Raw genomic sequence first — 11,445 nt, 5'->3', positions numbered from 1 at the left:
CTCATCGCGAGCAGGCTCACTCCTACAGTTGGATTGCGTACATCTGCAAAAAACAGGTCGGCTGTCAGGCCGCCTTCGCGAGCAGGCTCGCTCCCACAGAAGAGCAAACCGCTTCTGCTCCTCACCACTCAACAGGATGAGCGTTAGCTCGGCTGCAGCTTTTGATCTTGATCTGAAGGCCCGTCGGCAGGCTGAGTGGAGGGATTGATCCGGGGGTGGGAGCGCAGCGACCGTTCGACGAAGTCGAACACATCGAGAGGAGGTGCAGCGAAGCAAACCGTAGGCGATGCCCCCGGATCGATCCCGGAGCGAAGGAACCCCGAGCCCCAGCGAGCGGGCCGAACGTCAGGGCAAAGCCTTTTGGGTTACCTTTTCGGCGTTTGGAAAAGGTGACTCGCCGTAAGGGCGAAACCGCCAGCGGCAGCACCCACAAAAACGGATATACACCCAAAACCCCAAGAACATGGTCGGCCCGAAGGCCGCCACGTCAAACGCAGATCAAACCTCCCGGCGAACCCGGAACCAAGCCGCATACAACGCCGGCAAAAACAACAGCGTCAGCGCAGTCGCAACAATCAACCCACCCATGATCGCCACCGCCATCGGCCCAAAAAACACACTCCGCGACAACGGAATCATCGCCAGCACCGCCGCCAAAGCCGTCAACACAATCGGCCTGAAGCGTCGAACCGTAGCCTCGATAATCGCCTGCCAAGGCTTAAGCCCCGAGGCAATATCCTGCTCGATCTGATCCACCAGAATTACCGAATTGCGCATGATCATCCCGGACAACGCAATCGTCCCCAACATCGCCACAAACCCGAACGGCTGACGGAACACCATCAAAAACAACGTCACCCCGATCAACCCCAACGGCGCCGTCAAAAACACCATCGCCGTACGCGAAAAACTGCGCAACTGCACCATCAACAACGTCAGCACCACGACAATGAACATCGGCACCCCGGCATTCACCGACTTCTGCCCACGCTCGGAATCCTCCACCGTGCCGCCGACATCCAACAGATAACCATCGGGCAACTCGGCACGAATCGAATCCAGCGTCGGCATGATCTGCTTCACCAACGTCGCCGGCTGCTCCTTGCCATAAATATCCGCGCGCACGGTCACGTTCGGCAGACGATTACGATGCCAGATGATCCCTTCCTCAAAGCCGTATTCCAGCGTGGCGATCTGCGACAACGCCACACTGCGGCCGTTATCCGTCGGCACCGCCAGACTCGGCAACAACGACAGTTCAGTGCGTTCATGCACCGTGCCGCGCAACAGAATCTCGATCAACTCATTGTCTTCGCGATACTGACTGACACTCGATCCGGTCAACGAACTCTGCAGAAATTTCGCCAGATTCGCCGTGCTTACACCCAGCGCCCGGGCACGATCCTGATCGATATTCAGATACACGACTTTGCTCGGTTCCTCCCAATCCAGATGCACATTGGCCACATGCGGATTCTCGCGAACCTTGGCTGCCACCTTACGCGCCAGCGCGCGAACTTCTTCGATGTGTTCACCGGTCACGCGGAACTGCACCGGATAACCCACCGGCGGACCGTTCTCCAACCGCGTGACCCGCGAACGCAATGCAGGAAATTGCTCGTTAAGCGTTTCGATCAACCAGCTGCGCAGCGCCTCACGCTCCTCGATGTTCTTCGCCAACACCACAAACTGCGCGAAGCTCGCCGCCGGCAATTGCTGATCGAGCGGCAGATAGAAACGCGGCGATCCGGTGCCAACATAGGCGACGTAATTGTCGATGCCGGCGTGCTCCTTGAGCATCGCTTCCAGACGTTTGACTTCACCGGTGGTATTGGCCAGCGACGCACCCTCAGCCAGTTTCAGATCGACCATCAACTCCAGCCGATTCGAGGCCGGGAAAAACTGCTGCGGGACGAAACGAAACAACATCACCGACGCGATAAACAGCCCCACCGTCAGCACGATCACGGTCTTGCGATGCATTACGCACCACTCGACCAGACGCCGAACGCGCTGATAAAACGGCGTGCCATACGGATCAGCCTGACCATCGCCAGTGCCATGTTTGGCCGCATGAATTTTCGCCAGATCCGGCAGGAGTTTTTCTCCCAGATATGGCACGAACATCACGGCCGCGACCCACGAGGCCAGCAACGCGATGGTCACCACCTGGAAAATTGAACGGGTGTATTCGCCGGTGCCGGATTGCGCCGTGGCAATCGGCAGAAATCCGGCGGCAGTAATCAATGTCCCGGTGAGCATCGGGAACGCGGTGCTGGTCCAGGCATAGCTCGCTGCGCGGATGCGATCAAAGCCCTGCTCCATTTTGATCGCCATCATTTCCACAGCGATGATCGCGTCGTCCACCAGCAAGCCCAGCGCCAGCACCAACGCGCCAAGGGAGATTTTGTGCAGGCCGATGCCGAGGTAATACATGCAGGCGAAGGTCATCGCCAGCACCAGTGGAATGGTCAGCGCCACCACCATGCCGGTGCGCACGCCGAGGGAGAAGAAGCTCACCAGCAAGACAATCGCCAGCGCCTCGACCAGCACCTGAACAAACTCGCCGACCCCGGTTTTCACCGCCGCCGGTTGATCGGAAACTTTGCGCAATTGCATGCCGGCCGGGAGGTTTTTCTGAATGCGCGAGAACTCGCCTTCCAAGGCCTTACCCAGAACCAGAATGTCGCCGCCATCCTTCATCGCCACCGCCAGACCAATCGCGTCTTCGCCCATGAAACGCATGCGCGGCGCCGGCGGGTCGTTGAAACCGCGACGCACATCGGCGACATCGGAGATGCGGAACGTACGATCACCGACGCGGATCGGGAAGTTCTTTATCTCCTCGACTGTCTGAAAATTCCCCGATACCCGTAGTTGCAAACGCTCGCTACCGGTTTCAAAGAACCCGGCGGTGGACACCGCGTTCTGTTCTTGCAGCGCTTGTTGCACCGCCGCCAATGGCAAGCCGAGGGTCGCCAGTTTGACGTTGGACAGCTCGACCCAGATTTTCTCGTCCTGCAAACCGAGCAAGTCGACCTTGCCGACATCCTTTACCCGTTGCAGCTGAATCTGGATGCGATCGGCGTAATCCTTGAGCACCGCGTAATCGAAACCGTCGCCGGTCAGCGCATAGATATTGCCGAACGTGGTGCCGAATTCATCGTTGAAGAACGGCCCCTGAATATCCGGCGGCAAGGTCTGACGAATATCGCTGACCTTCTTGCGCACCTGATACCAGAGGTCGGGGATTTCCTTGGAGTGCATCGAATCGCGAGCAATGAAGGTGACCTGGGATTCGCCGGGGCGCGAGAACGAGACGATGCGCTCGTATTCGCCGGTTTCCATCAGCTTCTTTTCGATGCGTTCGGTAACCTGCCGCGAGACCTCCTGCGCGGTCGCGCCCGGCCAGCGAGTCTGGATCACCATCGCTTTGAAGGTGAACGGCGGGTCTTCGCTCTGGCCGAGTTTGGTGTAGGACAACGCACCGACGATGGCCAGCAGAAGCATCAGGAACAGCACGATCTGGCGATTACGCAGCGCCCATTCGGAAAGGTTGAAGCGCATTGGGACTTACTCCTTGTCCGCCAGATTGACCACACGGTTGGAGCGATCCACCGGACGCACCTGCTGCCCTTCGAGCAACACATGCACGCCGGCAGCCACCACCCAGTCACTGGCGCTCAAGCCTTCGAGCACCGGCACGGTTTTTTCGCCGAACGGGCCGACGCGCACTGGGGTTTTCTTCAAGGTGTTGTTGCCGTTGACGACCCAGACGTAGGTCGCGCCGTTTTCGGCGGTGAGCGCCGAGAGCGGCACCGACAGCGACACGGCATCGGCCGATTGCACAAACACCCGGGCGCTCTGGCCCAGTTCGGCCGGGACTTTGCCACCGGTGAAGGAAATGCGTGCGGCGAAGGTGCGCGAGCGTGGATCGGCGGCGGGCGACAGTTCGCGGATCTGCCCGGCGAAGCGCTGATTCTGTTGCGTCCACAACTCAACAGTGACTGGCTGACCGACCTTGAAGCGCCCGAAGCTCTGCTCCGGCAGGCTGATCAGCACTTCGCGCTCGCCGTCGGTGGCGAGGGTAAACACGGTTTGCCCGGCGGCGACGACCTGTCCGACTTCCACCGAACGCTTGGCCACCACACCATCCTGCGGCGCACGCAACACCGCGTAACTGGCCTGATTGGTCGAAACGTTGAATTCAGCTTTGATTTGTTTGAGGCGGGCTTCACCGGAGCGGTAAAGGTTTTCGGCATTGTCGTAGGCCGAGCGGCTGACCATCTGCCGATCCATCAGGGTCTTGTAGCGATCGCGCTCGGCACGCACCAGGTTGAGATTGGCTTCGGCGGCGGCAACCTGGGCGCGGGTGGCTTCCAGCTGCAGGCGCACGTCCTGCGGATCGAGTTCAGCGAGCGGTTGATCTGCCTTCACGCGCTGACCTTCATCGACCAGTCGTCGGCTGACTTTGCCGCCAATGCGGAACGCCAGATCGGGTTCGTAGCGAGCGCGAACCTCGCCCGGATAACTTTCCATCGTCTGCGCCGAAGGCTCTGGCTGCACCACCATGGCCGGTCGCACGGTGACTTGCGTCGCCTCTTCCTGACCACACGCTGACAAAAGGAACGCCAGACTCACTGGCAACGCGAGGGACAACGCATGGCGGAACATGGTGACGGACCTTTCGCTAATGGTGCTTGGAATAATTATACTGGCGGGTATGTTATTAATAGCAAACTCACCAGTCCAGTATTAAAAGCGAAGAATGTCGAACAATCTTTCAGCTCCAAACGGTCCGGGCCGTCCCAAGGATCTGGCCAAGCGCCAGGCGATCCTCGACGCGGCGAAAATTCTGTTTCTGAGTCATGGCTATGCCAACACCAGCATGGACGCGGTCGCCAGCGAGGCTGGCGTGTCGAAGCTGACGGTCTACAGCCATTTCAACGACAAAGAGACGCTGTTCTCCGCCGCCGTCGTGGCCAAGTGCGAGGAGCAATTGCCGCCATTGTTCTTCGAATTGCCCGAAGGCATCGCCGTGGAAAATGTGTTGCTGAACATTGCGCGAGGCTTTCATCACCTGATCAACAGTGATGAGTCGGTGAACTTGCACCGCTTGATCATGGCGCTGGGCAGTCAGGATCCGAAGCTGTCGCTGATCTTCTTCGAGGCCGGCCCTCAGCGCATGGTGCAAGGCATGGAGCGGTTGTTGACGCGTATTCACGAGACAGGCGCGCTGAGCATCGATCTGCCGCGCAATGCCGCCGAGCATTTCTTTTGCCTGATCAAGGGTGCGGGGAATTTTCGGCTGTTGTATGGCTGTGGGGAGCCGTTGACTGAAGAGGCAGCGGAAAGCCATGTGCAGGAAGTGGTGGGGTTGTTTATGCGGGCGTACAAAGCCTGATTTCTGCGGTGTCGGCACTGACGCCATCGCTGGCAAGCCAGCTCCCACAAGGATTTGGGTGTGATCAAAAATCGTGTACACACCACCAAACCCTGTGGGAGCTGGCTTGCCAGCGATGAGCGCGACTCGGTATCAAGCCTTGAGCGCTTTCTTCGGGTAGATGTCATAGCGGCTCGATTTGCCATCCAGCGCATGACTCGGCTTCGGCCCCTCAATGCACGGTGCCTTGCGCGGTCGTTTGACCACCACCCGGTGCGTCGCTAATGCCAAAGCGGCCTGCAACAGCGCCGGCGCATCCGGATCATCACCCACCAACGGCCGGAACAGACGCATTTCCTTTTTCACCAGCGCAGTCTTCTCGCGATGCGGAAACATCGGGTCGAGATAAATCACCTGCGGCGGCTCACCTTCCCAGTTCTGCATGACTTCGATGGAGTTGCCCTTGAGCAACTTCATCCGCGCCACGATCGGCGCCACGTCGAAATCTTCCGCCGCCCGCGCCAGACCATCTTCCAGCAGCGCGCCGATCAGCGGCTGGCGTTCGATCAGGCTCATCTCGCAACCGAGACTGGCCAGCACGAACGCATCCTTGCCCAGCCCCGCCGTGGCATCCAGCACGCGCGGGCGCACGCCTTGAGCGATGCCGACAGCCTTGGCGATCATCTGCCCGCTGCCGCCACCGTATAAGCGCCGATGCGCCGCACCACCTTCAACAAAGTCGACCCGCACCGGCCCCGGTGCATCCGGGCCGAGCTGTTGCAGCTGCAAACCCTGCTCGCCGACCTGCAAGGCAAACTCGCCGTCCGCCACTTCAAGCGGCAGGCCCAGGCGCTCGGCCCACTGCCCGGCTTGCGCTTCAAACGTCGGGCCGAGGGCCTGAACATGGATGCGGCAGGCCGCAGGTTGCTCGATCATGGAAAACACGCTCAAAAATTCAAGGATCGGCAAAAACCGCCGATAATTCATTCAACGCGCATTTTGCCAGAGCTGAGCGTCAACCGAAAAAAATGTCAGGCATTCTTCCCACATCGATTGGCTACATCTCGCCCCATGGCGACTTTAGCCGTCACAACACTCAAGCACTGAGCGGCGTCAGTCACCTGTGGCAGGATTTCTTTGCCCAGGCGATGGCCGAACAGACGAGTGAAGTGGTGCCTGCCTGTGGCACGTTCCCTCCGGTTGACCTGAGCAGCCCTGAAGAACCGACCATCGGCAGCGAGCTGCACGCGCACATCGTCAGCCAGCGCGAGTGCGATGTGGTGGAAACCGAAGTGCGTCCGCCAGAGCCGCTGTTCCTGCCGATCGCCGAATTCGAAATGGACTTGCTGGACAAACCATTCCCGCCGTTCCCGCCAGAAGAACTGAAAGCTCAGCAAGAGCAACAGGATTTCGACAGCAGTTGGGTGCGTCCGGTGGTGATCAACAATGGTCAGCCCGTTCCAGAGCCTGGCCCGGCCCCGCAGAAGAAACCGCTGTACCTGCCGATTGCCGAATTCGATCTGGATCTGCTGCAAAAGCCTTATCCGCCGTTCCCGCCGGAAGAAATCGTCGAGCAACAGAAGGCGCTGGACTTCGATAATGGCTGGGCCCGCCCGATCGTTCTGCAGAACCTGCGCCTCGCCGCCTAAACCTCAGCGACACACGCTCCAGCGCCCGACATCGACATGAAAGTGATTGCGGTGGGCGGCGTTGTAATCCGGACTCAACACCACACTGAATGCCTCACAGGCACCGTCGCGCAACTGACGCAGAAACTGCGCGTCCTGATTTTGCTTGGGCCAGTCCTTGAGCACGCTGACCGTGCGACCATCGGCCAGACGAAACCCGGCGATGTCCAGCGCATCAGCACTGGCATGACGGCTGAGCGCGCCGCTTTCGCGATTGTAGACATTGCGACAGGCAAAGCTGCCGAGGTGATCGACACGCGCGACCTTTTGCCCGTAAACGGATTGCGCGGCGGGTTGCAGCGTGTGGTGTTCAAACATCGCGTAGGCCACCGCCAGCGGACAACTGGCGAGGAAGCTGCTGCTCAGCGCCACCTCACCACCCTGTACGCGCAAGACGCCGATCAGTGGACACTTGGCGTCGGGGCTGTCGGATTGCCGCGTGACGCGCAGATCAGAGCTGCTCAACGCCTGGGCGCAGAGTTCAGGATCGCTGCGCAAGCGCATCAGCTTGTAACCGGTCAGCCAATTGGGCGCGGCTTTGACGTCCAGTGGCGCCCATGGATTCCATTGCGGCGGTACGTCCAGCCAACCGCGCCAGACACTGACCGCAGCGCCGCCAATCGTCAGCAGCACCAGCCAGAATATCCACCGCCCCATGTTCAGCCTTTGAAAAACTGGTTGGCTTTGGCGTACGGCATCGAGTGCGAGGTAAACCCGAACGTGCCGGATTGCTGGATCTCTTCAGCGGCGCGGAAGAACTCGCCGAACGCCGCCAACGCCAATGCCGAGCCGGTGCTGATACGCCGCACACCCATTTCTTGCAACTCCTGCACGGTCAGTTTCAAACCGCCGGACATCAACACATTGACCGGTGTCGGCGCCACCGCGCGCACCACTGCCAGCACTTCCTCGGCGTTGCGCAAACCCGGCGCGTACAACACGTCGGCGCCCGCTTCGGCGAAGGCCTGCAAGCGGCGGATGGTGTCGTTGATATCAGGATTGCCGTGCAGGTAGTTTTCCGCGCGCGCCGTCAGGATGAACGGGAATGGCAGCGTGCGCACAGCGGCGACAGCCGCTTCGATACGTGCCACAGCGTGTTCGAAGCAATAGATCGGCGCATCCGCGCGGCCCGTGGCGTCTTCGATCGAGCCACCGACCGCTCCCGCCGCTGCTGCGCGAAGCAGGCTTTTCGCAGCCTCGGCCGGATCATCGGAAAAACCGTTTTCCAGATCCACCGCCACCGGCAAATCGGTGGCCGCGACAATCGCGCGGACATTGGCCAGGGTCTCGTCGAGACTTAACGCGCCATCGGCCTTGCCCTGGGAAAACGCGTAACCGGCACTGGTCGTTGCCAACGCCTGATAGCCGAGGCTGGCGAGCATTTTCGCCGAACCGGCATCCCACGGATTGGGAATGACGAAAATCCCCGGACGTTCATGCAGGGCTTTGAAGGCGTGTGCTTTAACGGCTTGGGCATCCATCGGCAGGCTCCTGAGCAGGATAAAAATCCGCTTCAGAGCAGGCCAAGTTGCTCCGCAGCGGGTTCTCTGTATAGCTCAGGCAGCGCCGGCAGGCCAGGCAAACGTTGCATCAGTTGTGCGTGAAAACGTTGCGCCAGCTTCGCTGCGAGGAGGTTGTCGGCGGTGTGCAGGAAGATGTACGGCGTGCGGCCCTCTTCGATCCATTCGGCGATTTTCGCCACCCACGGCAGCAGGAACGAGTCGTTGGCTTCCAGTTCCGGATGGCCAATGAAACGCACCTGCGGGAACTGCGTAAACGCCGCCGGGCGCGTCGGCACTCGCGGCTTTTTCGATTGCGCGTGGATCACCGACGACTCGGTCGACAGGCAGCTGAACAACGCACGCGGATCAAGGCAAATGCGCTCGACACCACGATCCAGCAGCAGACGATTGAGCAAACGTTCGCTCTCGCCCTTGGCGAAGAACTGCTCATGCCGTACTTCCACCGCCAACGGACAATCCAGCGCATCGATGAACGCCGCCAGTTCAGGCAGGCGATGCGGCGTGAAGCTTTTCGACAGTTGCAGCCACAGCGGCGAAACACGCTCACCGAGCGGCTTGAGTAATTGCAGGAAGGTTTCGGCGGCGGTCAGTTGCTCGCGCAGGTCTCCGCTGTGGCTGATGTCGCCGGGGAATTTGGCGGTGAAGCGAAAGTGCTCGGGCATAACTTCAGCCCAACGCTGCACAGTCGCGGGCGATGGACTGGCATAGAAGGTCGTATTGCCTTCAACGGCGTTGAACACTTGGGAATACAGACCGAGGAAGTCAGAGGTTTTTGCATCTACCGGGTACAGATATTCGCGCCAGGCGTTTTCGCTCCAGGACGGGCAACCGAGGTAGTAAGGCAGATCCATCAGATGTACAGATCGAGGCCCAGCACGTCTGCATCCCAATCGACAAAACCGGCGGTGCTCAGGTAACTGGCCAAGGCCATCGCTACGCTCTTTTTCATCGCACGGTGATAGATCATGTCTTGCTGACGGGCAGGCAGATTGCTCAGGCGTTGGGCCGAGGCTTTGGCAGCGCGGGCGGCCAATTGCTCTTCAGTCGGGAATTCCAGCTCGCCGTCGATATCGTCGACGGATTCATCCAGCGCCACATTGCCTTTGCGAGGCTTGCGCTTGATGGGGTAGGACTGAGAGGAAAGGCCGTCTATACGCATAATTTCATGCTCGGTATCGATGATGGCAATTTAGCGGCACTTGACCGACTTAGCAAACCGCCGAGTGATAACTAGAACACATAAAGCGCAAAAGGTTTAAAGCGGGGGTTAGAAACTGACGATTGGCTTCAGAAGATCAAAAGATCGCAGCCTGCGGCAGCTCCTACATTTGGAATGCGATCCTTGTAGGAGCTGCCGCAGGCTGCGATCTTTTTAAAGGCTCAACGAGCCTTGGGGGTGGCGACTTTGTCGCGCAGGTAAACCGGTTGTGCATCATCCGCCGGGATCGACTCGCCGCGCTCCCAGGCGAAACGCGCCAAGGTCAGCAAGTCTTCGGCGTGGGGCAACATGCCGGCGTCGGAGCCGGTCAGATCGACCGCGATCCGCTCGCCATAACCCCAACCGGTGCCAGCACCAAACCAGTTGCCACTGGCATCGGCCGGCAGCGCGGCGACTTCCGGTGGCAACACCGCTTCGGCACCGACCAGACGCATCTCCCCTGCCGTCTCACGGTAGCAGCCCCAATACACTTCATCCATCCGCGCATCGATCGCCGCCGCGACCTGGCTCACGCCGTGCTCACGCAGCGCACGTTGCGCCAACACGGCCAGATTGGACACCGGCAACACCGGACGATCCAGCGCGAACGCCAAACCCTGGACCACACCAATGGCAATCCGCACACCGGTAAACGCACCCGGGCCACGACCGAAAGCAATCGCATCGACCGCTTGCAGCGTGGTGCCGGCATCGGCCAGCAGTTGCTGGATCATCGGCAACAGCTTCTGCGCATGCAGCCGCGGGATCACCTCGTAATGGCTCGTGACCTTGCCGTCATGCAGCAAGGCAACGGAGCAAGCTTCAGTCGCGGTGTCCAGGGCCAGCAAGGTGCTCATCGATGTTTCCAAAACAGGGGTGGGAAAAAGTGCGTCAGTATAAACAACTACGGCCCGCAAGCGGGCCGTGGATGATGCAGCCGATCAGACTTTTCAGCTCAGCGCGGCCAGCACCTTGGTGGTGATCGCATCAACCGAACCAACGCCTTCGATGTGGCTGTACTTCGGCTTGCCAGCGTTTTTCTCGGACAGGTTCTGATAGAACTCCACCAGCGGCTTGGTCTGCGAATGGTAGACCGACAGGCGATGACGCACGGTTTCTTCGGTGTCGTCCTTGCGCTGTACCAGCTCTTCGCCGGTGATGTCGTCTTTGCCCGCGATTTTCGGCGGGTTGTAGACGATGTGGTAAACGCGGCCGCTGGCTTCGTGAACACGACGGCCGGCGATGCGTTGAACGATTTCTTCGTCTTCAACAGCGATTTCAACCACGGCATCCAGCTCGACGCCGGCAGTCACCAGGGCTTCAGCCTGCGGAATGGTGCGCGGGAAGCCGTCGAACAGGAAACCGTTGGCGCAGTCTGGCTGAGCGATACGGTCCTGAACCAGTGCGATGATCAGGTCATCCGACACCAGGCCGCCGGCATCCATGATGCTCTTGGCTTGCACGCCCAGCGGAGTACCGGCCTTGACCGCTGCACGCAGCATGTCGCCGGTGGAAATTTGTGGAATGCCGAATTTTTCGGTGATGAACTTAGCCTGAGTACCTTTACCGGCCCCGGGAGCTCCCAGCAGAATGACGCGCATTAGATGTGCTCCTCAATTTTTTTATAAAAAGCTTTTACAAAACAAAGGATTC

Annotated in this window: 11 protein-coding genes; 2 read left to right on the top strand and 9 right to left on the bottom strand. The window is 59.7% G+C overall.

Annotated features, from left to right (window positions below):
* Positions 1 to 498: 498 nt before the first annotated feature.
* Positions 499 to 3,567, bottom strand: coding sequence for an efflux RND transporter permease subunit (locus tag AC3IUF_RS05590; RefSeq protein ID WP_489280595.1), 3,069 nt, complete (start codon positions 3,565 to 3,567; stop codon positions 499 to 501).
* Between the two features lie 6 nt (positions 3,568 to 3,573).
* On the bottom strand, positions 3,574 to 4,674 hold the full coding sequence (locus AC3IUF_RS05585) for an efflux RND transporter periplasmic adaptor subunit (protein ID WP_123374586.1): 1,101 nt from the start codon (positions 4,672 to 4,674) through the stop codon (positions 3,574 to 3,576).
* A 94-nt stretch (positions 4,675 to 4,768) separates the two neighbouring features.
* Between AC3IUF_RS05585 and AC3IUF_RS05580 the strand changes: the two genes are divergently transcribed.
* Complete coding sequence (locus tag AC3IUF_RS05580) at positions 4,769 to 5,404, top strand: TetR/AcrR family transcriptional regulator (RefSeq protein WP_007908881.1); 636 nt, start codon at positions 4,769 to 4,771, stop codon at positions 5,402 to 5,404.
* Positions 5,405 to 5,536: 132 nt separating this feature from the next.
* Here the strand turns inward: AC3IUF_RS05580 and AC3IUF_RS05575 are convergent, their stop codons facing one another.
* On the bottom strand, positions 5,537 to 6,319 hold the full coding sequence (locus AC3IUF_RS05575) for a class I SAM-dependent methyltransferase (protein WP_038358552.1): 783 nt from the start codon (positions 6,317 to 6,319) through the stop codon (positions 5,537 to 5,539).
* A gap of 92 nt (positions 6,320 to 6,411) precedes the next feature.
* On the opposite strand from AC3IUF_RS05575, the gene AC3IUF_RS05570 reads away from it, so the two are divergent.
* Complete coding sequence (locus AC3IUF_RS05570; RefSeq protein ID WP_007908883.1) at positions 6,412 to 7,032, top strand: hypothetical protein; 621 nt, start codon at positions 6,412 to 6,414, stop codon at positions 7,030 to 7,032.
* A gap of 3 nt (positions 7,033 to 7,035) precedes the next feature.
* Here AC3IUF_RS05570 and AC3IUF_RS05565 read toward each other — a convergent pair whose 3' ends face one another.
* From AC3IUF_RS05565 to adk, 6 genes are all read right to left on the bottom strand, one after another.
* Positions 7,036 to 7,728 carry an extensin-like domain-containing protein gene (locus AC3IUF_RS05565; protein ID WP_447783826.1) on the bottom strand — a complete coding sequence of 231 codons (693 nt, stop codon included), beginning with the start codon at positions 7,726 to 7,728 and terminating at the stop codon, positions 7,036 to 7,038.
* A 2-nt stretch (positions 7,729 to 7,730) separates the two neighbouring features.
* Positions 7,731 to 8,552: an isocitrate lyase/PEP mutase family protein gene (locus AC3IUF_RS05560; RefSeq protein ID WP_489280592.1), complete on the bottom strand. Its 822-nt coding sequence runs from the start codon at positions 8,550 to 8,552 to the stop codon at positions 7,731 to 7,733.
* A gap of 32 nt (positions 8,553 to 8,584) precedes the next feature.
* On the bottom strand, positions 8,585 to 9,445 hold the full coding sequence (locus AC3IUF_RS05555; RefSeq protein WP_007908887.1) for a DUF72 domain-containing protein: 861 nt from the start codon (positions 9,443 to 9,445) through the stop codon (positions 8,585 to 8,587).
* Positions 9,445 to 9,753 carry a hypothetical protein gene (locus tag AC3IUF_RS05550; protein WP_007908889.1) on the bottom strand — a complete coding sequence of 103 codons (309 nt, stop codon included), beginning with the start codon at positions 9,751 to 9,753 and terminating at the stop codon, positions 9,445 to 9,447. Before AC3IUF_RS05550 ends, AC3IUF_RS05555 begins: the two co-directional genes overlap by 1 nt.
* 221 nt (positions 9,754 to 9,974) lie before the next feature.
* Positions 9,975 to 10,649: a tRNA (adenosine(37)-N6)-threonylcarbamoyltransferase complex dimerization subunit type 1 TsaB gene (gene tsaB, locus AC3IUF_RS05545; protein ID WP_489280589.1), complete on the bottom strand. Its 675-nt coding sequence runs from the start codon at positions 10,647 to 10,649 to the stop codon at positions 9,975 to 9,977.
* 93 nt (positions 10,650 to 10,742) lie between these two features.
* Positions 10,743 to 11,393, bottom strand: a complete 651-nt coding sequence (gene adk / locus AC3IUF_RS05540) for an adenylate kinase (RefSeq protein ID WP_007908894.1) — start codon at positions 11,391 to 11,393, stop codon at positions 10,743 to 10,745.
* Positions 11,394 to 11,445: the final 52 nt, after the last annotated feature.

Source organism: Pseudomonas sp. KH_040 (assembly GCF_057839305.1).
Note: the sequence above shows the minus strand (reverse complement) of the source record. Positions and strands in the feature narration are given on the sequence as shown.

Coding starts and splice junctions, on each gene's coding strand:
- AC3IUF_RS05565 (WP_447783826.1), bottom strand. CDS start 7,728: ATGGGGCGGTGGATATTCTGGCTGGTGCTGCTGACGATTGGCGGCGCT.
- AC3IUF_RS05575 (WP_038358552.1), bottom strand. CDS start 6,319: ATGATCGAGCAACCTGCGGCCTGCCGCATCCATGTTCAGGCCCTCGGC.
- AC3IUF_RS05580 (WP_007908881.1), top strand. CDS start 4,769: ATGTCGAACAATCTTTCAGCTCCAAACGGTCCGGGCCGTCCCAAGGAT.
- AC3IUF_RS05590 (WP_489280595.1), bottom strand. CDS start 3,567: ATGCGCTTCAACCTTTCCGAATGGGCGCTGCGTAATCGCCAGATCGTG.
- AC3IUF_RS05550 (WP_007908889.1), bottom strand. CDS start 9,753: ATGCGTATAGACGGCCTTTCCTCTCAGTCCTACCCCATCAAGCGCAAG.
- AC3IUF_RS05555 (WP_007908887.1), bottom strand. CDS start 9,445: ATGGATCTGCCTTACTACCTCGGTTGCCCGTCCTGGAGCGAAAACGCC.
- AC3IUF_RS05585 (WP_123374586.1), bottom strand. CDS start 4,674: ATGTTCCGCCATGCGTTGTCCCTCGCGTTGCCAGTGAGTCTGGCGTTC.
- adk (WP_007908894.1), bottom strand. CDS start 11,393: ATGCGCGTCATTCTGCTGGGAGCTCCCGGGGCCGGTAAAGGTACTCAG.
- AC3IUF_RS05560 (WP_489280592.1), bottom strand. CDS start 8,552: ATGGATGCCCAAGCCGTTAAAGCACACGCCTTCAAAGCCCTGCATGAA.
- AC3IUF_RS05570 (WP_007908883.1), top strand. CDS start 6,412: ATGTCAGGCATTCTTCCCACATCGATTGGCTACATCTCGCCCCATGGC.
- tsaB (WP_489280589.1), bottom strand. CDS start 10,649: ATGAGCACCTTGCTGGCCCTGGACACCGCGACTGAAGCTTGCTCCGTT.